General features: G+C 40.1%; 20 protein-coding genes, 1 tRNA gene and 1 other RNA gene. 1 reads left to right on the top strand and 21 read right to left on the bottom strand.

Annotation, left to right across the window (positions count from 1 at the left end):
- Positions 1-94: 94 nt before the first annotated feature.
- The 8 genes from HMPREF9423_RS09720 to HMPREF9423_RS09685 form a co-directional block, all read right to left on the bottom strand.
- A complete protein-coding gene (locus HMPREF9423_RS09720; protein WP_006149134.1) occupies positions 95-3,820 on the bottom strand; it encodes a phosphoribosylformylglycinamidine synthase in 3,726 nt (1,241 codons plus the stop codon).
- Between the two features lie 55 nt (positions 3,821-3,875).
- Positions 3,876-4,583, bottom strand: a complete 708-nt coding sequence (gene purC / locus HMPREF9423_RS09715) for a phosphoribosylaminoimidazolesuccinocarboxamide synthase (RefSeq protein WP_006149133.1) — start codon at positions 4,581-4,583, stop codon at positions 3,876-3,878.
- Between the two features lie 161 nt (positions 4,584-4,744).
- The gene (locus tag HMPREF9423_RS09710; protein WP_006149132.1) at positions 4,745-5,662 is read right to left on the bottom strand and encodes an HlyD family efflux transporter periplasmic adaptor subunit; all 918 of its coding nucleotides are present in this window, start codon (positions 5,660-5,662) and stop codon (positions 4,745-4,747) included.
- Between the two features lie 12 nt (positions 5,663-5,674).
- Positions 5,675-7,828, bottom strand: coding sequence for a peptide cleavage/export ABC transporter ComA (comA, locus tag HMPREF9423_RS09705; RefSeq protein WP_006149131.1), 2,154 nt, complete (start codon positions 7,826-7,828; stop codon positions 5,675-5,677).
- A 241-nt stretch (positions 7,829-8,069) separates the two neighbouring features.
- The gene (locus tag HMPREF9423_RS09700; protein WP_006155550.1) at positions 8,070-8,306 is read right to left on the bottom strand and encodes an acyl carrier protein; all 237 of its coding nucleotides are present in this window, start codon (positions 8,304-8,306) and stop codon (positions 8,070-8,072) included.
- 10 nt (positions 8,307-8,316) lie between these two features.
- Positions 8,317-9,309 (bottom strand): phosphate acyltransferase PlsX, encoded by a 993-nt coding sequence (gene plsX / locus HMPREF9423_RS09695; protein WP_006149129.1) that lies wholly within the window; start codon positions 9,307-9,309, stop codon positions 8,317-8,319.
- Positions 9,306-10,076 carry a DNA repair protein RecO gene (gene recO, locus HMPREF9423_RS09690; protein ID WP_006149128.1) on the bottom strand — a complete coding sequence of 257 codons (771 nt, stop codon included), beginning with the start codon at positions 10,074-10,076 and terminating at the stop codon, positions 9,306-9,308. The genes plsX and recO overlap by 4 nt, the downstream gene beginning before the upstream one ends.
- Positions 10,073-11,242 carry a pyridoxal phosphate-dependent aminotransferase gene (locus HMPREF9423_RS09685; RefSeq protein WP_006149126.1) on the bottom strand — a complete coding sequence of 390 codons (1,170 nt, stop codon included), beginning with the start codon at positions 11,240-11,242 and terminating at the stop codon, positions 10,073-10,075. The genes recO and HMPREF9423_RS09685 overlap by 4 nt, the downstream gene beginning before the upstream one ends.
- Before the next feature lie 154 nt (positions 11,243-11,396).
- Here HMPREF9423_RS09685 and HMPREF9423_RS09680 point away from each other — a divergent pair, with 154 nt between their 5' ends.
- A complete protein-coding gene (locus HMPREF9423_RS09680; RefSeq protein WP_006149125.1) occupies positions 11,397-12,407 on the top strand; it encodes a YeiH family protein in 1,011 nt (336 codons plus the stop codon).
- Positions 12,408-12,435: 28 nt separating this feature from the next.
- Here HMPREF9423_RS09680 and HMPREF9423_RS09675 read toward each other — a convergent pair whose 3' ends face one another.
- From HMPREF9423_RS09675 to HMPREF9423_RS09620, 13 genes are all read right to left on the bottom strand, one after another.
- On the bottom strand, positions 12,436-12,873 hold the full coding sequence (locus HMPREF9423_RS09675) for a CoA-binding protein (protein ID WP_006149123.1): 438 nt from the start codon (positions 12,871-12,873) through the stop codon (positions 12,436-12,438).
- Positions 12,874-12,990: 117 nt separating this feature from the next.
- Positions 12,991-13,959, bottom strand: coding sequence for a ribose-phosphate diphosphokinase (locus HMPREF9423_RS09670; protein WP_006149122.1), 969 nt, complete (start codon positions 13,957-13,959; stop codon positions 12,991-12,993).
- Between the two features lie 215 nt (positions 13,960-14,174).
- Positions 14,175-14,669, bottom strand: a complete 495-nt coding sequence (locus HMPREF9423_RS09665; RefSeq protein WP_004250355.1) for a beta-class carbonic anhydrase — start codon at positions 14,667-14,669, stop codon at positions 14,175-14,177.
- A 161-nt stretch (positions 14,670-14,830) separates the two neighbouring features.
- The gene (locus tag HMPREF9423_RS09660; protein ID WP_006155546.1) at positions 14,831-15,526 is read right to left on the bottom strand and encodes a TIGR00266 family protein; all 696 of its coding nucleotides are present in this window, start codon (positions 15,524-15,526) and stop codon (positions 14,831-14,833) included.
- A gap of 71 nt (positions 15,527-15,597) precedes the next feature.
- The gene (gene radA, locus HMPREF9423_RS09655) at positions 15,598-16,962 is read right to left on the bottom strand and encodes a DNA repair protein RadA (protein WP_080555149.1); all 1,365 of its coding nucleotides are present in this window, start codon (positions 16,960-16,962) and stop codon (positions 15,598-15,600) included.
- Positions 16,963-17,001: 39 nt separating this feature from the next.
- A complete protein-coding gene (locus HMPREF9423_RS09650; RefSeq protein WP_006149119.1) occupies positions 17,002-17,493 on the bottom strand; it encodes a hypothetical protein in 492 nt (163 codons plus the stop codon).
- Positions 17,494-17,509: 16 nt separating this feature from the next.
- Positions 17,510-18,049: a histidine phosphatase family protein gene (locus tag HMPREF9423_RS09645; protein WP_025170211.1), complete on the bottom strand. Its 540-nt coding sequence runs from the start codon at positions 18,047-18,049 to the stop codon at positions 17,510-17,512.
- A 1-nt stretch (position 18,050) separates the two neighbouring features.
- Entirely contained in the window at positions 18,051-18,494 is a 444-nt protein-coding gene (locus HMPREF9423_RS09640) for a dUTP diphosphatase (protein WP_006149117.1), read from the bottom strand.
- Positions 18,495-18,547: 53 nt separating this feature from the next.
- Positions 18,548-18,646: signal recognition particle sRNA small type (gene ffs, locus HMPREF9423_RS12085), an RNA gene on the bottom strand.
- Positions 18,647-18,678: 32 nt separating this feature from the next.
- Positions 18,679-19,146 carry a tRNA adenosine(34) deaminase TadA gene (gene tadA / locus HMPREF9423_RS09635; RefSeq protein WP_006155547.1) on the bottom strand — a complete coding sequence of 156 codons (468 nt, stop codon included), beginning with the start codon at positions 19,144-19,146 and terminating at the stop codon, positions 18,679-18,681.
- A 199-nt stretch (positions 19,147-19,345) separates the two neighbouring features.
- Positions 19,346-20,632 (bottom strand): adenylosuccinate synthase, encoded by a 1,287-nt coding sequence (locus HMPREF9423_RS09630; protein WP_004250345.1) that lies wholly within the window; start codon positions 20,630-20,632, stop codon positions 19,346-19,348.
- A 240-nt stretch (positions 20,633-20,872) separates the two neighbouring features.
- Positions 20,873-21,109, bottom strand: coding sequence for a sigma(X)-activator ComW (comW, locus tag HMPREF9423_RS12685; RefSeq protein WP_006149115.1), 237 nt, complete (start codon positions 21,107-21,109; stop codon positions 20,873-20,875).
- 200 nt (positions 21,110-21,309) lie between these two features.
- Positions 21,310-21,383 (bottom strand) — tRNA-Asn (locus HMPREF9423_RS09620).
- Positions 21,384-21,456: the final 73 nt, after the last annotated feature.

Here is a 21,456-nt window from a genome sequence, read left to right as displayed (position 1 = left end):
AAGTTCGTTTCACTCGCAAAATAAATCATTTGCAATTGTCGCAAGTTAGATCTACTTGATTTTACATTTACTGATGGTTATAAATCTGCAAAGCTTATTTTCCAGTAAAGTATTTAACCGCTGATGCAAAGATGTGTTGATCTTTATTTCCTGGAATATTTTGGAAGAGACCGTCTTCGAAACGTTCTGAGTGCCCCATCTTACCAATAATTTGACCGTTCTTGCTTGTGATACCTTCAATCGCATTGACAGATCCGTTAGGATTGTATTTAGAATCCATGCTTGGTTTACCTTCGAAGTCAACATATTGAGTAAAGATTTGACCATTATCACGAAGCTCTGCAAATTCTTCAGCTGTTACGACAAACTTACCTTCACCGTGTGATACTGGGATGGCATGGATGTCACCAACTTTCACGCCAGCAAGCCATGGTGAGTTCGTGTTAGCAATACGTGTTTCAACCATCTTAGCCACGTGTTGGTTGGCATCATTGTAGAAGAGGGTTGGACTAGTACTGTTTGCATCTTCAAAGTTACCATATGGAAGGAGACCTGATTTGACAAGAGCTTGGAATCCATTACAGATACCGATAATCAAACCACCACCTTCGATGAAGCTATCAATGGCTGCACGCACTTTTTCGTTAAGCAAGATATTAACGATGAATTTAGCTGATCCATCTGGTTCGTCGGCGGCTGAGAAGCCACCTGCAAAGAAGATAATGTTAGCTTTTTCGATATTGTCAACCATGGTGTCAACAGACTTGACAATAGCTTCTTCATTAAGTGTTACAAATGGTACCAAGTTAACTTTTGCGCCTTCTTTTTCAAAGGCCTTAGCTGAATCGTACTCAGAGTTAGTACCTGGGAATACTGGGATGTAAACCACTGGTGTCTCAACTGTTTCTTTGGCTTTGATAACAGCATCTGATGCCACCGCAGGTACTTCTTCCAACTCAGTTGCCTGTGCAAATTCCGTTGGGTAAACTTCTTCCAATTTACCTTGGAAGGCACTGTCAAGTTTGTGTCCATCAAGCGTTACATCGTTGACAGTAAGTGTAAAGTCAGCTGCTGTTTGTCCAATCTTGGCAACACCTGAAATATCTTCCGGAGATGTGAAGACGAATCCACCCAATTGAGCTGTCAAGGCAGTCTCAAGATTTTCAAGGCTTACAGTGGCACCGATATGGTTCCCAAACGTTGCAAGTGCAAGAGCTTCAAGGATACCACCATATTTGACCGCTGATGCAGCTGTCACTTTGTGATCAGCTTGGATGGCTTCAAACTTAGCAAAGTTAGACTTGATCAGATCGAAGTCAATTTCTTGGGCCAAAGCTTGACCTGGGATGTAGTAAATATTTTCACCAGCAGCCTTAAATTCTGGAGAAAGGACCTTACGGCTATCTGCAGTTGTGACCCCAAAAGCAACCAAGGTTGGTGGTACTGTCAATTCTTCAAAGGTACCAGACATAGAGTCTTTACCACCGATAGATGGCAAACCAAGTTGAATCTGAGCTTCAATGGATCCAAGAAGAGCAGCTACGGGTTGGCCAAAACGCTCTGCTTGTTTATCCATACGCTCGAAGTATTCTTGATAAGAGAAACGAGCCTTAGACCAGTTTGCACCGGTAGCAACCAAACGAGCGGTTGCTTCGATGACCGCATAAGCCGCACCATGATATGGAGACCATTCTGCTACATAAGGGTTGAACCCTTGCGCCATAACAGAAGCAGTTGTTGTCACACCATGTTGGACTGGCAATTTCTGTACAGAAGCTTCAGTTGGTGTAATTTGGTAGCGACCACCAAGTGGGTGATTGACTGTTGAACGACCAACTGAGCTATCAAAGATAGTTTGCAAGCCTTTTTGACTAGCATGGTTGAGGTCAGCCAAGACTTCAAGAGTATCAGCTTCAAGGGTTTCGGCAGATGTTTGGCGTTCTTCTGGAAGCTTGACATCCTTGTCAACCACCTTAGCATCCACAACTACACGTACACCGTTTGTATCAAGGAAACGACGTTCCAAATCAACGATGGTTTCACCATTCCAGTGCATGACAAGATTTGGTTTTTCGGTCACTGTCGCAACGACAACTGCATCAATATTTTCTTTGTTACATGCTGCAACGAAGGCATCTACATCATCTGGACGAACCACTACAGCCATACGTTCCTGAGATTCAGAAATGGCAATTTCTGTACCGTTCAAACCTTGGTATTTCAATGGCACTTTGTCTAGATCAATTTCAAGACCATCTGCCAATTCACCGATAGCTACACAGACACCGCCAGCACCAAAGTCATTTGATTTCTTGATCAGACGTGTCACTTCCCCATTACGGAAAAGACGTTGAATCTTCCGTTCTTCGATGGCATTCCCTTTTTGGACCTCAGCACCAGCCGTTTCAACAGATTCAACCGTTTGAACTTTAGAAGAACCTGTCGCACCACCGACACCATCACGTCCAGTCTTACCACCGAGCAAGATAATCACATCACCTGCTTCAGGTTTTTCACGGACAACATTTTCCTTAGGAGCCGCACCGACAACGGCACCTAGCTCCATACGTTTAGCAACGAAACCTGGGTGGAAGTATTCACGAACATAGGTTGTTGCAAGACCAATTTGGTTACCATATGAAGAATAACCGTGAGCCGCTGTTTTAGAAATCACTTGTTGTGGCAATTTACCAGCACGAGTCGCTGAAATTGGAGCCGTGATATCACCAGCACCTGAAATACGCATGGCTTGGTAAACGTAGGAACGCCCTGACAATGGGTCACGAATGGCCCCACCGATACAAGTAGCCGCTCCACCAAATGGTTCGATTTCCGTTGGGTGGTTGTGAGTTTCGTTTTTAAACATGAGAAGCCATGGCTCTTTCACACCATTGACATCCACTTCAATTTCAACAGAGCAGGCATTGATTTCATCAGACACTTCCATGTCGTCCAAACGACCATTGGCACGCTCATAACGACCAAAAATAGTCGCCATATCCATCAAGGTTTGAGGTTTTTCAGAACGCCCCAACTCATCACGCATGGCAATATACTTGTCATAAGTCGCTTGCAATTGTTTTTGGAATTTAGAAGCTGAGAAGTCGATATTCTTCAACTCCGTCTCAAAAGTTGTGTGACGGCAGTGGTCAGACCAATAAGTATCCAAAACCTTAAGCTCCGTCTCAGTTGGCACACGTCCAATTGACTTGAAATAGTCTTGAATGAAGAGAAGGTCATCCACTTCCATTGCCAATCCTTGCTCGGCCTTATACTGTGCAAAATCTTCTGCTGTATAAGTTTCAAAGAAATCCAAGTTTGGAATCGTTTTGTCGGACTCAGAGAAATCCTGTTTCGCAATGTCAAGAGTGATATCTTTGAAACGAGAATCCACTGGGTTCAAAAGGTAGTTTTTGACAGCTTCCAATTCATTCGCATCAATATCCTTATTGACCAAGTAGAGTTGTGCTGTATTCACCGTTACATCACTTGAGCTACCAAGCAAAAGCAAAGCTTCCTGTGAAGAGGCCGCACGTTGGTCAAATTGACCAGGCAAGCTTTCAATGGCAAAGAAAGCAACCTTCTCAAGATCAGCCTTAACCTCAGCTTCATCCAAAACAGTATCTGTCACTTGCTCAGAAAAAATATGTTTTTCCGCACGCGCAAACAAATCCTCTGCCAAACCAAAAACATCATAAACCTGAACAATACGAAGATCATTCAAGGTTTTCAACTGAAGATTATGCTGCAATTCTTTTACTAAAGAGTCAGATTTGACACGAAAATCAGCTTTTTTCTCAACGAAAATACGTTTATCCATTTTAGTTCCTTTATCTATTTCTACTTAAAGATTGTAGTGAAGAGCAAGTAAAACTTTACTTCAATCCCTGCAATTTCTCTAACACAACCTTATAAACATCCGTTAGACTGCCCAAATCTCTACGGAAAACATCCTTGTCCATATGGTGCCCTTCCGCATCCCAAAGACGGCAGTTGTCTGGTGAAAATTCATCTGCCAAGATGATCTTGCCATCCTTATCAAAACCAAATTCCAATTTGAAGTCAATCAAACGCAGACCAATTTGTTCAAACCAATCTTTCAGCAATTCATTGATACGACGCGTTTCTTCCTTGATATAAGCAATTTGCTCATCGTTGGCAATATCCAAGAACTTCACATGCTCATCATTGATAAATGGATCATCCAAATCATCGTTCTTGTAGTAAAATTCAACGATTGGAGTTTCTAATTCCAAACCTTCTTCAACTCCAAAACGTTTTGAGAAAGAACCCGCAGTCACGTTACGAAGCACAACCTCCAAAGGAATGATTGAAACCTTCTTGTTAAGTTGTTCTGTATCAGAGATACGTTCGATAAAGTGAGTAGCCACACCCGCAGCATTTAATCTTTCAAAAATAAGAGACGAAATCTGATTATTGAGCACACCTTTACCTTCGATAGTCTCTTTACGAGCACCATTCAGCATGGTAGCCTGGTCCTTATAAACGGACCTAATCACATGTTCGTCTTCTGTAGTATAGATATCTTTAGCTTTTCCCGTATAAATAAGTTTACTGGACATTTTATTATTCGCCTTTCGTATTACTTGGCCTCATTCTAACACAAAAATAAGCAGAAATCAAATGTTTTACGAACGAAAACGTATTCTCTTCTGAGTTTTATAAAAACTGTAAATCGTTTTAGGATTACAGTTTTTAAATATTATTTAAGAAAAGGTGATTATTATTCCCAATTCAAAAAATCATCCAAATAATAGCGTAAATAACTTTTCTTGCCTATGATTATTTGTAAGTGGCCTTCTAAACCGTACCTAAGCTTTTCAGCTTGTTCTTGAGTTATTTTTGTTTCCGCTTCTATTTTAAAGAAATTTCCTTGGTCAGTTCTCGTTGCAATTGTATCAATACTAGTGATAGTAGAAACAAGTCTCACTTGACCATTAGCACCATTAGTCGTGGTAAAGCGTACAGAATCTCCAATCTTGATTCTCACAATATCTTTTGAACTAAGATAGGCCGTCAATTTTGTTTTCCCTTCTCTATCTAATAGTGGATATAATTTAGCCAGTAATGTCCCTTCTGTGACGACCGCAGATTGATTCCTTTCAGGATTGAGATAAAGAACTCCGTCTTCCTGGGCTCTTATTGTTCCTTTTTCAAGTAAGCTAGTTTGATTTTTTTTGCCTATTTCTCTTTCTAAATCATCTTGCTCTACAGCTATCTGCTCTTGTACAGTCGAAGAATTCTGAGAAAAGAGACCTATATTGGGCTGTGTAGTACTGTTCTTAAGGTTACTTGTTTTACTTTGATGATTTCTAAAACTCTCCAACTGATTAACATTGGCTTCATCCTGGATCACATCTCCAACCTCCTGATACTGAACAAGTAAATCTCCTCGTTGCACTTGTTTGTTCTCTTCCAGATAATTAACTACCATCCGCCTATTACTAGTTGATTGGATATTAGCAATGATACGACTAGGTTCAACTGTAGCTTTCGAAGATAAACTAATTTCCTTTTCTGCAAACATTGCAAATCCAAACGTAAACACCACCAAAAGTGACATAGGAAAAATCACTCGGCTGGAAAAATTATGATAACGTCGATTATAAAATTCCGCACTTTCTAAAAATTCAAGGTGCATTATTTCTCCTTTCTAACAGTTAACTAAATGAGTATAAAAACTATTTTGAACAAGTAAGTCAGCATGATTCCCCTCCTCTACAATCTTACCCCGATCCAAAACGACAACTTTCTCCACTCGTTCAGCAATAGTCAAGCGGTGAGCAATGAAAATCAAGGTCTTATCTAGATTCATGAGATTGTCTACTATCCGTTTCTCTGTTAAGATATCTAGGCTGCTCGTCGCCTCGTCCAGAATCAAGATAGGGGCATCTGTCAAGAGAGCACGCGCCAAAGCAATCCTCTGGCGTTGACCACCAGAAATTCCTGTACCATCAGAAGTCAATTCTGTCTGGTAATTCAAGGGCATACGCTCAATATCTTCACGAATTTCTGCTAATTCCACCGCACGCACTATATCCTCCTGAGTAGTTCCCTCTTTAGCTCCAAGAAGGAGATTTTCTAATATTGTTCCATTGAATACATATGGTTGTTGAGGTAAATAGTTGATATATTGGCGCAGAGACTTTTTATCAATATGATTTAAATTCAGATCCCCCAGTCTGATTTCTCCCTGACTTGGGCTGTAAAAATTAACCATCATCTTAGCTAGGGTCGACTTCCCTGATCCTGAAACCCCTACAAGAGCTATTTTAGAGCCCTGTTTGATTGTCAAATTGATATCTGATAAGATATCTTGACCATATTCATACTTGTAGTGAATTCCCTTAAAAGTCATATCTCCTTGAACCATACTCAAATCCTCTACCATTTTCTGTTCTTCAAACTCGGATTTGACCAGATACACCTCGTTGAGACGACTATTAGCAACTTGAGCTGTTTGAAGCTTACTCTGAAGGTTGATGATGTTTTCTAGAGAATTCGTAAAATAATAAAGAAGTGTATTATAGGTAATTAACTGTCCTAAGCTCATTTTCCCATCCATAACAAGATTGGCCCCCATCCATAAAATACAGACATTTAGAAAAAGTTGAGCAAGTTTTTTAAGAGCTTTTTGCTGACTTTCTGCTCTACTATAAGTAAAGGATCTTTTCAGATAGTCCACAAATTCCCTATCAATCTTTTGGTAGCGTATTTTTTCGCTAGCCAAGGATTTAATCGTTTCAATACCATTGATATCCTCTATAACGGATGATGATAGGGTTGCATTTGCTTCCATAGTATCCCGGTTCATCTTTTCAAAAGGTTTCATAAAAGCAAAAATAATTGCAGCATAAATAGGGAGACCCAATAAACTTATGAAAAAAAGACTACTATTTTGCAAAAACAAGATTATGGAAATAATCAATACCGTAGATATATCCAAAAAAATTGAAATAATGGTTGAAGCTAAGGCATCTATGATACTATTGGCATCTGTAAATCGAGACACGATTTCCCCCGTCCGTCGAGTCGCAAAAAAAGACACAGGTAGATGAAAAACATGTTTGATATAAGATAAAATAACATCAATCGATAGACGTTGCCCAAGGACAATTAATAGGTAATCTTGAGCAAAAGACAAAATCTGCTGAAGGGCATACACGATAACAAGACATATAGAAATAACACTTAGGGTAGAAGATGTCTGATTTGGTACATAGGTATCAATAATAGATTGTAGATAGTATGAACCAACGATATTAATCAAGGTTACTAGAGTAGTCGCTAAAATGATATTGATGATTAAACCTTTCTGATTTATCAAAATAGGTAGAAAAGAAGTCCAACCCTGATTCTTGTCCTTATGTGGCTGATAATTTGGGGAGGGAGCCACAAAGATAGTTGTTCCTGTCCATTCTTCTTCAAATCTTTCGCGCGATAGTTTTGTCAATCTAATCCCTGGATCTGGGTCAGCTATATGAATATTCTCCTTATCCCGTCCGGTTACTACATAGTAATGAAGTAATTCTCCTTCCTTAAGTACGTGTACGATAAAAGGAAATGTCAAATCAGGCAAATCGAACAGGCTCATATCCGCTTGAATAGCCTGTGTTTCAAACCCAAGTTCCTCCGCAACTTTCACTAGCCCCAAAGCTGTCGTCCCATTTATAGTCGTTTTGGCTAACTCTCGTAGACGTGCTAATGAATAATAGCTTCCAAAATAGCCAAACACCATGGCCAACGAAGCCACTCCGCAGTCCTTCTGATCCATCTGTGAGCGGTAGTGTTTTTTCCTAAATTTCATATTCTTATCCTTTTTCTTAACAATCTAATTAAAAGTTCTGTAAGATTATTTTAGCCAAACAAAGTAAGAAATAGGTAACTCTTTCTAAAAAAACAATATCTGTACTCAAACTGTACTGATATAAGTTTAAGTGTTCATATGAATAAACAAATTTGTCAAGATAAATGCTTTACCTATCACAAAAAAACCATATCAGCACAGTCTACATAAAAAAGCAACATGACCAGCATGTTGCTTTTTCTTATATTCTATTTTTAATGATTGCTAATACGTCTGCGACACTTTGGAGGTTGTCAATTTCTTCATCATCGATTTCGATTCCAAATTCATCCTCAATGGTTAGGACAAATTCCATCAAATCTACTGAATCAGCATTCAAGTCATCCTTTAAGCTCAAGTTTTCGGTTACGACAAAGTCTTCTCCTTGACGCTCTTGAATGATGGTTACGATACGGTCAAAAATTTGTTGTTCTGTCATATTGTTCTCCTTATTCCTCTGAAAATTCACGCGCAGTTTGGGCAACTACATCTGTCTCAAGCATGGTACGAATCTGGCGTATTGTGCTATAGACAGCCTTGGCATCACTTGAGCCATGAGTCTTAACTACTGGTGCCTTAACACCAAACAGAACCGCACCTCCAACATCTGAATAGTTGAGCTGTTTTTTCAAACCTCTTAGGTTATCCTTAAGAAGGAAAGCCCCTAGCTTGGCTCTAAGACCGCCACCTACAATAGCATTTTTAAGCAAGCCCATGATACCCATAGCAGTCCCTTCAATAGCTTTGAGCACAGCGTTTCCCGTGAAACCATCTGTTACGACTACATCGGCAACACCATCCATCAAATCACGCGCTTCCACGTTCCCGACGAAATTCAAACTCTCGTCAGCCACTAATAGGTCATAGGCTTCCTTGCGGAGTGGATCTCCCTTGCTGCTCTCTGTCCCGTTATTAAGCAAACCTACACGAGGTTTTTCAATACCACGAACATTTCTAGCATAGAAGGAACCTAGGATAGCGTATTGATGCAGGTGATGAGCTGTATTTTCTGCATTAGCACCAAGGTCAAGCATGTCAAAACCTTTTCCATCAGTAGTTGGCAAGGTTGACATAAGACCTGGTCGATCGATATTTTTGATACGACCAACGATGAAAAATCCCGCTGCTAACAAGGCACCTGTATTTCCTGCAGAAAGAACTGCATCTGCCTCTCCATCTTTGACAGCCTTAGCTGCCAATACCATGCTGGCATTTTTCTTCTTGCGGATAGCTTTTGTAGGCTCATCATCAGAATTTATTTTCTCATCTGTATGGATAATGCTGACGCGCTCTGTAGCTGTTAGATATTGCTTGATTTTACTTTCGTCTCCGTAAAGTTGGACTTCAATATCTGAAAAGTCAGCAAGGGCTTGATTAACTCCCTCTACAATAGCTTGTGGTGCGTAATCGCCACCCATTGCATCAACTGCGATTTTTTTCATTTGTCTTCCTCTTTCAGTAGTTGTCCCCAATCGGCTAGGGAATCAATAAATTTCTTTGATTTCAGATGAATGCCGACATATTCCTCGTAGATTTGGTCCATAAACTTGCGCAATTCTTGCTTGATTTCGGCCTTAAGTGAGATAGTCTCCAAGGTCTCAAAATCAATGGCTTGAAATTGATTGAGCAGATAAGGAATATTGGGATTTAAATGACATCGTTTCTCATCTTCATGGTAATGATCGGGACAAAGACAACCCCCGTATTTGAAGGAGAAGTCAAAGGCTTGCCCCACACGATGACAAAAGGTACACTCATTAAAATTAAGACTGATTCCAAAACGTGTCAATATTTGAATTTCAAAAATATTGGTCAAAACTTGATAATCCAGACCCTCTTCCATCAGCTCTAGAGTCTTTTGCAAAAAAGTAAATAAGGGAGCATCTTCTTGGTTATCCTGCAAACTCGCATCTGCCAAGGCTGCAACGTAAGTCGCATAAGCCATAACAAAGAGATCACTATTGATTTTCGGAAAAGTCTTCACCTCATGATAATCTTCTATATAACTAAGTCCATCGTCATTGACTTTTAGGAGAAAATGGGCTAAGACTAAAGGTTGAATGACAGGAGCTAGTTTGGATTGGCCGGCGTGTTTGACAAAAAACATGCGCTTGCCTGCCTGTTCTGTAAAGATTTTAACAAGCTTATCATCCTCTCGAAAATTTCGATTGTAAAGTACTAAACCCTGACTCGTAATCGATTGAATCATGCCTCTCTCATGTACTCCTCAAGTCGTTTCATAGCTTCTCTGATGGTTCCCATGCTAGCTGCATAAGATAGGCGAACATAGCCTTCTCCATACTGTCCAAATGCAGCACCAGGGATAAAAGCAACAGCCTTCTTCTGGGCAAAATCCTTCAGAAAAGCAAAAGAATCTTGATTATAGCCTGCTGGAATCTTAGCAAAGATATAAAAAGCACCGTCCGGCTTGATGATTTCAAAGCCAAGGTCAGTCATCTTGTCGATAATGTAGTCCCGACGCTGGATATATTCCTTCTTCATCGGTTCTGCATCGTTCTTACCAGCTGTCAATGCTTCCACCGCAGCATGTTGCGCCATGGTGTTTGCAGCAGTTACCAAATACTGATGACTCTTGATGAGTTGAGCTGTGAAGTTTGCTGGTGCAAAGATAAAACCTAAACGCCAACCTGTCATGGCATGGGATTTGGAAAGACCGTTAATAATAATTGCCTGATCTCTCAACATAGTTCCCAAAGATACATGATTTTCCCCTGTATAGGTCAATTCTGAGTAGACTTCATCACAGACTACGAAAATCTCATACTTACGTAAAACAGCTGCCAAGGCTTCTAATTGCTCGCGACTATAAGTAATTCCTGTAGGGTTGGCTGGATAGTTGAGAATAACTGCCTTGAGCTTGTCCCCCTGCTCCAAAATTGCCTTTTCCAACATCTCAGGCGTCAAAACAAAACCATTTTCAGTTGTATCAATCTCGACAATCTCTGCACCAACTAGATTAACTATTGGCTCATAGCCAGGATAGGCAGGAGTTGGCAAGAGAACCTTGTCTCCTTCCTCCAAAATAGCTGTCAGAGTAGCTGATAGAGCCTCTGTCGCACCAATTGTGACTAAGATTTCATTCTCTGGATTGTAGTCTAGCCGATATTTCTCTTTTACAAAATCACTCGCCGCCTGACGCAAGGTCAACAAACCACTCATCCCTGTATAGTAGGATTGATCTTGGTCAATGGCTCGCTTTGCAGCTTCCTTGACATGATCTGGTGTTGTAAAATCTGGTTCTCCCAAGGTCAATCGCAGGACTCCAGGGATCTCTGAAATAGCCTGGTCAAATTGACGAATCAAGGAAACTTGTATCTTATCTAATTGTTTATTAAAGCGTTTGGTTAAATCCATATATATCCTCCTTGATCAAAGAACATATATCTATTATACTACAAAAGCTCTCTGACCGCAAAATTCCGTTAATTTACAACCTTATTCCTACTTTCTATTTTACTTTTCTGACAGATAAGATTATAATAAGGAGTATTTATTTTCGGAGGTTTTTATGTCATTTCTATCAAAGAATTGGGCAGGACTGTTAGTCTGTCTGATCATCTCAATCATCTCTTGGGTTTTAGGAGGCTTTCTGCCTGTTGTGGGAGCACCTGTTTTCGCCATTTTTATCGGAATGATTCTCTACCCCTTTCTCACTCCCTATAAACAACTGGATGCTGGTTTGACTTATAGCTCCAAAAAATTGCTTCAGTATGCTGTTATCTTGCTTGGGTTTGGACTCAATATCTCACAAGTTTTCGCAGTTGGAAAATCTTCCCTTCCTGTCATCCTCTCAACTATTTCAATTGCTTTGATTATAGCTTTCTTTTTCCAACGCTTTTTTAACCTTGATACAAAGCTAGCTACCTTGGTTGGGGTAGGCTCTTCTATCTGTGGTGGTTCTGCCATTGCAGCGACTGCTCCTGTTATTCACGCCAAGGAAAAAGAAGTAGCCCAAGCCATTTCTGTTATCTTTTTCTTCAATGTCTTGGCAGCTCTTATCTTTCCAACTCTAGGTTCTTGGCTCCATCTTTCCAACGAAGGTTTTGCTCTCTTTGCGGGTACTGCAGTCAACGATACATCCTCTGTAACAGCCACAGCTAGCGCCTGGGATAGTCTTTACCAAAGCAATACTCTCGAATCTGCTACTATTGTCAAACTGACACGCACCCTGGCTATTATCCCTATTACTCTCTTCCTCTCCTATTGGCAAAGCCGTCAACAAGGCAACAACCAAGGAGTGAAGCTTAAAAAAATCTTCCCCGTTTTCATTCTCTACTTCATCCTAGCTTCTCTGCTAACTACTCTTCTCACATCATTCGGTGTCAGCAATAGCTTCTTTTCACCTCTCAAACAACTCTCCAAATTCCTCATCATCATGGCTATGAGCGCTATCGGTCTCAAAACCAACCTCATTGCTATGATCAAATCCAGTGGAAAATCCATTCTTCTTGGAGCCCTTTGCTGGATTGCTATCATCCTGACTAGTCTTGGTATGCAAGCCTTCATTGGTATTTTCTAAGAAAAAAGGTAGCCTTTAGGCTACCTTTTTATTGTTCAAGAATTAAACGTGTATGTTCTCTCTTAATGCAACGGTTCATCACGATGTCATCGCATCCCCCAGCACGCAAGATTTCTTCTGCTTCCAAACTTTCAAGTCCTAGTTGTGCCCAGAAAATCTTGGCATCCGCCTTGAGAAAGTCTCGTGCTACATCAGGTAAAAATTCACTGCGACGATAGACATTAACGATATCTACAGGGAAAGGAATTTCAGCTAGACTGGCATAAGCCTTTTCTCCCAAAATCTCGCTACCTGCAGCTCTAGGGTTAACTGGAATAATTTTATAGCCACGAGCCTGCATTTCTTTAGTCACTCGATTGCTAGTTGTTTCCTCACGATCAGATAAGCCTACTACAGCTAGAGTTTTACTGGTTGCTAGATACTGACGGACCACACCATCACTTGGATTGATAAATTCTTGAGTCATAGAAATCCTCCTTTTCATCAGTATAGCATATTTTGAAAAGGCTTGCAGTTATTGGCTACAAAAAATTTCCTAGCAAGAGGAAAGTCTGCTAGGAAATTCGTTTATTCAAGTGAAAGTTTAGATTTTTTTCTCAATACTAAATAATGGAGAAAGAGGACGTTTTTCATGGATACGTACAATAGCATCACCTAGGAGATGAGCGATAGAAATTTGTTCAATCTTATCAATCAAACGTTCTTCTGGAAGATAGATAGTATCCAAAACAACCAATTTTTTAATGGCTGATTTCTGGATATTCTCCATTGCTGGACCAGAAAGAACTGGGTGCGTACAACTTGCGTAAACTTCAATAGCTCCTGCTTCTGCTAGAGCATCCGCAGCATGACAAATAGTTCCAGCTGTATCAATCATATCGTCAATCAAGATACAAGTCTTACCTTCTACCTTACCAATGATATTCATAACTTCACTAGTATTCATCTTGTCTACACTACGACGCTTGTCGATAATGGCAATTGGAGTTTTCAAAAATTCTGCTAATTTACGAGCACGAGTCACCCCACCGTGGTCTGGGCTGACAACGACATAGTCGGAACCAACCATGCCACGACGCTCAAAGTAATCCGCAATCAATGGAGCACCCATCAAGTGATCCACCGGAATATCAAAGAACCCTTGAATCTGTGCAGCGTGCAAATCAATCGTCAACAAACGATCAACTCCAGCTACTTCAAGCATATTTGCAACGAGTTTTGAAGTGATTGGCTCACGCGCTCTTGCCTTTCTATCCTGACGTGCATAACCATAGTAAGGCATAACAACGTTGACAGATTCTGCACTGGCGCGCTTCAAAGCGTCTACCATAATCAAAATCTCAAGTAGATTATCATTTACTGGTGAGCTAGTTGATTGTAGAATAAAGACGTGTTTTCCACGGATCGATTCTTCGATATTAACTTGAATTTCTCCATCTGAAAATTGACGAACAGTCGATTTTCCCAACTCTATCCCAATCTCTTGCGCCACACGCTCTGCCAATTCTCTATTTGAAGAAAGGGCAAACAGCTTTAAATCAGAAAAAGACATGATTTCCTCCGGTATTTATGTATCACTTGTGTTTTTCACAACATTTTTCCATCTACCATTGTAGCGCTTTTTTCTCGATTTTTCAATAAAAAATAAGACAAGAGTAGACTTTTATACTCTTATCTTATGCTATTTTATATTAGTGATATCAAAGGTAAAACTTGTCAACCTTCTCATCCTACTTCATGCTACTCCAGAAGCTTTTAATTAGAAAGTTAGTATATCTCCCTCATACTACCTGTATCTACATCATAAACAGCTCCTGAAATAATGACATCATCTGGAATTAAGGGACATTCTCGCAACAACTTCATATCCTCTCGAACACTCTCATCGATGTCTTGAAACGGTAAAAAATCCTGCCCAGATACATCAACTCCCAATTCACATTTTAGGTGCTCTTGAAAATCCTCGTTATTGAAGGTTTGAGCCCCGCAGTCTGTATGATGAAGAACCACAATTTCTCTTGTCCCCATTTGTTGTTGGGAAATTACAAGTGAACGAATCATATCCTCAGTCACTCGACCACCCGCATTCCGTAAAATATGGGCATCTCCCAGAGCTAACCCCAGAGCTGGCGCAACGTGTAGACGCGAATCCATACAAGTTACGATTGCAACCTTGGTCTTGGGTTTAATGGATAAATGCAAATCTCCATGTAGTTCTACATAAGCTTGATTGGCTTTTAAAAAATTTTCAAAATAGGACATGACAACTCACTTTCTAGTCTGCCAGATAATTTGAACACCAAATTATTTATCTCCTATCTTACCATCTTTTCTTTGTCTTGTCAGCTGTCAACTTTCATATAAAAAAACTGGGACAGAGACATCCAGCAACTAGCTTGGGTTTCTGTCCTAGTTTTTTAATATTATGAGCCTTTTTGGATATACTTGTTAAGAGAGCCTGCAAAGCTCTGAAGATTGAGACTCTGTACATAGACCTCACCGGTACCTCGGAAGGTATTCACCACTCCTTCACCCGTACCTATAGACTGCCAGAAACCATTTTCTAAGTGGATATCATAGTCCAGAGATTGACTCCAAGCCACCACATGGGCATTGTCAATCGTTATTTCTTGGTTTTGTAGCTCAATTTTCTTAATAGATCCAAAAGCATTGGCCAAAAGAGTTCCCTGACCTTGGGTTGTCATCACAAAGAGACCGCCTTGCCCTCCGAACAGAGCTTTCCCAATAGACTGGCGCTCCATTGTATAGAAAGCTGTACCATCAAGAGCTAAAAAGGCCCCATCATTCAATCGGTACTGGTTTTCGCCTAGCTCAAGAGCAATCACTTGACCAGGAGTGTCTGGTGCTAAAGCAAGGTTGCCGTTATCAGACTCTGCAACAGCTTGAGTGATAAAGGTACTTTCACCAGAAACCATTGAACGCCCTACAGCTTTGACAAAACGTCCCAAACCAGAACCGCTTGCATTGAGCTGGGTATTGAGACTTACATTAGGTGTATGGTAGACCATGCTACCACGCTGAATAAAGACCGTTTCCCCCTGATTGAGCGACAACTCTACCAAAGGAAACTGCATGTGACTATCCATAGAAAATTTCATCAGAAATTCCTCCTTATTTTTAATAAATGTTAGCAATAAAATAATTAGTCATCTAAAACTGACCATAACGATTAGGAGAATACTTTTTTCAAGACTTCCTGAATAGTCGTCACCCCAATCACCTGAATTTCCTTAGGTGGCTTTATACCTGTTAGGGAGTTTTTTGGTACATAGATTTTTGTAAATCCAAGCTTAGCAGCTTCATTGATCCGTTGTTCGATACGATTTACGCGCCGAATCTCTCCCGTCAAACCCAACTCTCCTACAAAACATTCCTGAGGATTGGTTGGTTTGTCCTTGTAGCTAGAAGCAATAGCAACTGCAACAGCCAGGTCAATAGCAGGTTCATCTAATTTGACACCACCAGCTGATTTAAGATAGGCATCCTGATTTTGAAGCAAGAGACCAGCCCGTTTTTCCAAGACAGCCATAATCAGACTAGCACGATTGAAATCAAGCCCTGTCGTCGTACGCTTAGCATTTCCAAACATGGTCGGCGTCACCAAGGCCTGCACTTCAGCAAGAATTGGACGTGTTCCTTCCATAGTCACAACGATGGACGAACCAGTCGCTCCATCCAAGCGTTCTTCCAGAAACACTTCACTAGGATTAAGGACTTCAACCAAGCCACCTGATTGCATCTCAAAGATTCCAATCTCGTTGGTCGAGCCAAAACGATTTTTGACTGCTCTCAAGATACGGAAGGTATGGTGGCGTTCCCCTTCAAAGTAAAGCACCGTATCCACCATATGTTCCAACATTCGAGGTCCCGCCAAGGTTCCTTCCTTGGTCACATGGCCGACGATAAAGATGGCGATGTTATTGGTCTTGGCCAGCTGCATGAGTTCAGCTGTCACCTCGCGTACTTGAGAAACCGATCCTTGCACCCCTGAAATCTCAGGAGACATAATGGTCTGAATCGAATCGATGATAAGAAAGTCTGGTTGGATTCGCTCCACCTCAGCTCTCACGCTCTGCATATTGGTCTCAGCATAGAGATAAAACTCACTATCAATATCCCCCAAGCGCTCTGCACGGAGTTTGATCTGTTGAGCAGACTCCTCCCCACTGACGTAGAGAACAGTCCCCACTTGAGACAACTGGGTTGAGACTTGTAAGAGAAGGGTTGATTTACCAATCCCTGGATCTCCACCGATAAGGACGAGACTTCCTGGTACCACACCCCCACCGAGTACACGGTTAAATTCCTCCATCTCAGTCTTGGTTCGATTGACATTAATAGAAGTTACTTCAGCCAATTTCATAGGCTTGGTTTTCTCACCTGTCAAGGACACACGCGCATTCTTTACCTCTGCAACCTCAACTTCCTCCACAAAAGAAGACCAAGCTCCACAGTTTGGACAGCGTCCTAAATACTTTGGTGAATTATATTCACAATTTTGACACACAAATGTCGCTTTTTTCTTAGCTATAATTCTATTCCTCTCATTATAAAATCTCTTATTCTTTTCACGTCAGCAACTATCTTGTTTCAGAACAGTAAGGCCACCATCATCCGCATGGACATAATACCGACTATCAGGACTGAATCCAAAAATATAGGGTAAATAACCTTTATAAATTTGACTTTTAGCTTCCTCATCTTTCCCCCAATAAATAGTTAAAATGGGATACTCTTCAGATTGGTCTTTATCCATTGTCACTCTGATGTCTTTGCCATTATCCAGAGGGAGATTTCCACCGTATTGACCAGCGATAGGGATAGGTGAATCATATCCCTCACACATGGCTACTAACTCTATCTCATCGTAATCTCCGCCTATCGGTGTTACTTTCCCATTTTCGCTGTCAATAATTGACATGTAGTCTGAAGAAATACACAGAATTTTATGATAGGCATCAGGGAGAAATGCTAGGTAAAGAAATCCTCCAATACTGATCTCATACACCTTCTTATACCCTCGACAATTCTCTGCGGTTAAAGCTTGAAAATCCTTATAACTCATTCCATTGTGCTTCTTTCTATATCTCTATCTCACACTCAATCACTTGGCAAAAATCAATCTTATCGTCTGGTACAAATTGGCGCATGAGCATTCCGTGAGTTACAATGATAATAGTTTTATAATCTTTATATTTTTCCAAAGCTCTTAAAAAACGATGACGCATCTCTAGATCAGTTTCATAGCGATAAGGAGAATCTTCAGATACAACTCCTGGATGTTTTAGATAATATTCATGAGCTACCAATACACTAGTTAAATCAGAGTTAGTGCCATCTAAGTCTGGACGCCACTCATGAAAAAACGGCTCTACAAATAAGTCCAATCCTGTTTCAACTGCTATATAATGTGCTGTTTCTAAAGCCCTCGTCACAGACGATGAAATAATAATCTCTGCCTTTCCAAAACATGCAGTTTTAGCAACTTCTTTTGCCAGACTGCGACCTTTTCCTGTCAATGGTGCTAAATCACGACCAAAACCACTATAGAGTTGCGGATTTTCAAGTTTATCAAGCATACTATAATCTGGCTCTCCATGACGTACAAAGACAATCTTCATCTTAGTGCCCTGTCGATCCAAACCCACCAGTACGAACTCCGTCTGCCTCATCTCCATCTGCGATTAAAAATGGTGCAAAGACAGCCTGAACTACACGTTCTCCAACTTCAAGAACAACTTCTTGATCTGTGATATTCTTCATCTGTGCAAAGATATGTCCCTCATTCCCTGGATTGCCATAATAGTCTCCGTCAATGACACCCACAGAGTTAATCAAGACCAAACCTTTTTTACGAGGATTTGATGAACGGTCATAAAGATAGAGCACTTCAGTCGGCTGCATATAAGCCTTAACACCTGTTGGGACGAGAACAATCTCTCCTGGAGCGAGAACCGTACGCACCGCAACCTTTAAGTCGTAGCCAGCTGCATGCGCTGTCTCACGTTTAGGCAACAGATTTTCATCTGTAAAACTAGAAACTAATTCAAAACCACGAATTTTCATATTATTCCTCTTTTTAATCTTTTATTCTAGGCTATTTTATCTTATTTATTCGAAAAAAGCACGAAAAAAGAGCACACAATTCACACTCGCTTAGGGCTGCTGGATTCCTCCCCTGACCCGCTTCACGCAGAACTGTTGCTCCACTAGTTATTATACCACATTCCCCTTTATTTTTAAAGAGAAATTATTTTTTACGTCGATTTCGGAAAAAGTCTTGCATAATCTCTGCGCACTCATTCTCTAAAACACCTGTTTCAACGTCCACACGGTGATTGAGCCTCTCATCTGTTAAAATATCGTACAAGCTCCCAGCGGCGCCAAATTTCTGGTTTTTAGCCCCGTAGATCACGTTTGGAATCCGTGCGAGACCAATTGCCCCACTACACATAACACAAGGCTCAATGGTCACAAAAAGGGTACAATCGAGCAAACGCCAACTCTCTTCGCTCAAATTAGCATTCTCTATGGCCATAATTTCCGCATGCATGACTGCCCGTTGCAACTCCTCTCGCGCATTGTGTCCTCTCCCAATGACTTTTCCGTCCTTGACAATTACACAACCAATCGGGATTTCATCATGCTCTAAAGCAATCTCTGCCTCTTTTAAGGCCTCTCTCATAAAAGCTTCTTTTTCTTCAAGCGTGTAATTCATCTCTTCTCTCTTCCTAGCTATCAATTCTATCATTATACCATGTTTCTCAACACAAAAAAAGCCACCGAATGCGGTGACTTTACAGGGAGATTATTATGAAAAAGAAAAGTTTAGGAAATTTGTTACAACAAGTTAGGAGGTCTTCTTGTAACTGTCTATAGTATATCCAACCTGTCTTAAACAAATCTTAAAAAATCTCCTATGACCAAACACTTTCTAAAATATTTGTCTGTTCACGACCAGGACCTACTGAAAATGTTGAAATACGAACACCCACCAATTCGCTAACACGGCGAACATAGTTGCGTGCATTTTCAGGAAGGTCTTCCAAATTACGTACTCCAGTGATATCTTCAGACCAACCAGGCAATTCTTCGTAGATTGGTTTACAACGTTTCAATTGTTCGAGACTAGCTGGGTAGTAATCAATACGTTGACCATCAAGATCATAAGCCACACAGATTTTTACTGTATCCAAGCCACTCAAAACATCGATAGAGTTCAAAGAGAGATTTGTGATACCAGAAACACGACGGCTATGACGCATAACAACTGAGTCGAACCAACCTACACGACGAGGACGCCCAGTAGTTGTCCCATACTCATGCCCCACTTCACGGATACGATCACCAACTTCATCAAATAGCTCAGTTGGGAAAGGACCATCACCTACACGACTTGTATAAGCCTTACATACACCGACAACTTTGTCAATCTTGCTTGGACCTACTCCAGAACCAATTGTCACACCACCAGCCACTGGGTTTGATGAAGTAACAAATGGATAAGTACCTTGGTCAATATCCAACATGACACCTTGTGCACCCTCAAAGAGAACCCGTTTACCATTATCAAGCGCGTCGTTCAAGATAACTGAAGTATCAGTCACATATTGCTTGATTTGTTGACCATACTCATAGTATTCTTCAAAAATATCATCAATTGAAATAGGTTCACTATCATACAATTTTACAAATTGACGATTTTTCTCAGCAAGATTACGTTCTAAACGTTCACGGAAGATTTCTTTATCCAAAAGATCCGCAATACGAATTCCAACACGAGCTGCCTTGTCCATATAGGCTGGACCAATTCCTTTAATTGTCGTCCCAATCTTGTTATCACCCTTAGCTTCTTCTTGAAGACGGTCTAACTCAATGTGATAAGGCAAAATAACATGCGCACGATCAGAAATTCTAAGATTATCTGTTGTAACACCTTCTTCATGCAAATAAGACAATTCTTTTACAAGAGATTTAGGGTTGACAACCATCCCATTACCAATAACAGAGATTTTCTCTGGGAAGAAGATACCTGAAGGAATCAAGTGCAATTTAAATTTCTTTCCATCAATAACAATTGTGTGACCTGCATTATCTCCGCCTTGGTAACGAGCAATCACTTCCGCATTAGCTGAAAGAAAATCTGTAATTTTTCCTTTACCTTCATCACCCCATTGGGTACCTACAACAACAACTGAAGTCATAATAAATTTTCGTCTGAGCCAAAAGGCTCGTCCTTTCTCATATACATGGTGGGACTCTCACCCACAATAATATCTTACAATTTATTATAAGAAAAAAAGCCTATTTTATCAAGAATTAACACTAGAAAAGATTAGGGAATTCTTTTATTTTTGATTTAAAAAAATACAAAAAATTAGCATAATCTAAATATTTTTTATAGATTACTTCATATTGTTCGTAATAAATGAAATGAAATTTTATTAAAATGAATAATTTAAATTTTGCCCTAATAGATAATTAAGATAGATCCGGTATGCTGCTCTAAAATGACAGAGAAGAAAATCCTTCTCATTCTTAATCTTAAAACGAATTAAATAATAAAGTAAAAATTTAAGATGAAGTAATTCCCATTCATCAGTACTTTGAAATAAAATTGAATATTCATTTTCGATTTGCTTTAGAAAAACCAAAGATCGATCATAATATTTTTGAAGCATATAAAAAACCTTTCTTATTGATAAAACAAGTTTACCAGAAAGGCTAAATAAATAGATAAATATTTCTATAAAGTAAAAATTTTAAGCTGAACAAACTTAAAACAAAGAAAAGAAGTAAAAATAGATGAAAAAATACTCTGAAATATTCTGGTAAATAAACCCAAGAAAATAAAAAAAACGTTCCTTAGAACGTTTAACTACTCCGCCAGTAGGACTCGAACCTACGACATCATGATTAACAGTCATGCGCTACTACCAACTGAGCTATGGCGGATAAAAGCTAAGCGACTTCCATATCTCACAGGGGGCAACCCCCAACTACTTCCGGCGTTCTAGGGCTTAACTTC

Origin of the sequence: Streptococcus infantis ATCC 700779 (genome assembly GCF_000187465.1) — a bacterium.
Classification (GTDB): Bacteria; Bacillota; Bacilli; order Lactobacillales; family Streptococcaceae; genus Streptococcus; species Streptococcus infantis.
Note: the sequence above shows the minus strand (reverse complement) of the source record. Positions and strands in the feature narration are given on the sequence as shown.

What these genes read in the sequence shown, in the direction of transcription:
- HMPREF9423_RS09720 (WP_006149134.1), bottom strand. Translation starts at nt 3,820, where the DNA reads ATGGATAAACGTATTTTCGTTGAGAAAAAAGCTGATTTTCGTGTCAAA.
- purC (WP_006149133.1), bottom strand. Translation starts at nt 4,583, where the DNA reads ATGTCCAGTAAACTTATTTATACGGGAAAAGCTAAAGATATCTATACT.
- HMPREF9423_RS09710 (WP_006149132.1), bottom strand. Translation starts at nt 5,662, where the DNA reads ATGCACCTTGAATTTTTAGAAAGTGCGGAATTTTATAATCGACGTTAT.
- comA (WP_006149131.1), bottom strand. Translation starts at nt 7,828, where the DNA reads ATGAAATTTAGGAAAAAACACTACCGCTCACAGATGGATCAGAAGGAC.
- HMPREF9423_RS09700 (WP_006155550.1), bottom strand. Translation starts at nt 8,306, where the DNA reads ATGACAGAACAACAAATTTTTGACCGTATCGTAACCATCATTCAAGAG.
- plsX (WP_006149129.1), bottom strand. Translation starts at nt 9,309, where the DNA reads ATGAAAAAAATCGCAGTTGATGCAATGGGTGGCGATTACGCACCACAA.
- recO (WP_006149128.1), bottom strand. Translation starts at nt 10,076, where the DNA reads ATGATTCAATCGATTACGAGTCAGGGTTTAGTACTTTACAATCGAAAT.
- HMPREF9423_RS09685 (WP_006149126.1), bottom strand. Translation starts at nt 11,242, where the DNA reads ATGGATTTAACCAAACGCTTTAATAAACAATTAGATAAGATACAAGTT.
- HMPREF9423_RS09680 (WP_006149125.1), top strand. Translation starts at nt 11,397, where the DNA reads ATGTCATTTCTATCAAAGAATTGGGCAGGACTGTTAGTCTGTCTGATC.
- HMPREF9423_RS09675 (WP_006149123.1), bottom strand. Translation starts at nt 12,873, where the DNA reads ATGACTCAAGAATTTATCAATCCAAGTGATGGTGTGGTCCGTCAGTAT.
- HMPREF9423_RS09670 (WP_006149122.1), bottom strand. Translation starts at nt 13,959, where the DNA reads ATGTCTTTTTCTGATTTAAAGCTGTTTGCCCTTTCTTCAAATAGAGAA.
- HMPREF9423_RS09665 (WP_004250355.1), bottom strand. Translation starts at nt 14,669, where the DNA reads ATGTCCTATTTTGAAAATTTTTTAAAAGCCAATCAAGCTTATGTAGAA.
- HMPREF9423_RS09660 (WP_006155546.1), bottom strand. Translation starts at nt 15,526, where the DNA reads ATGAAATTTTCTATGGATAGTCACATGCAGTTTCCTTTGGTAGAGTTG.
- HMPREF9423_RS09650 (WP_006149119.1), bottom strand. Translation starts at nt 17,493, where the DNA reads ATGAGTTATAAGGATTTTCAAGCTTTAACCGCAGAGAATTGTCGAGGG.
- HMPREF9423_RS09645 (WP_025170211.1), bottom strand. Translation starts at nt 18,049, where the DNA reads ATGAAGATTGTCTTTGTACGTCATGGAGAGCCAGATTATAGTATGCTT.
- HMPREF9423_RS09640 (WP_006149117.1), bottom strand. Translation starts at nt 18,494, where the DNA reads ATGAAAATTCGTGGTTTTGAATTAGTTTCTAGTTTTACAGATGAAAAT.
- tadA (WP_006155547.1), bottom strand. Translation starts at nt 19,146, where the DNA reads ATGAATTACACGCTTGAAGAAAAAGAAGCTTTTATGAGAGAGGCCTTA.
- HMPREF9423_RS09630 (WP_004250345.1), bottom strand. Translation starts at nt 20,632, where the DNA reads ATGACTTCAGTTGTTGTTGTAGGTACCCAATGGGGTGATGAAGGTAAA.
- comW (WP_006149115.1), bottom strand. Translation starts at nt 21,109, where the DNA reads ATGCTTCAAAAATATTATGATCGATCTTTGGTTTTTCTAAAGCAAATC.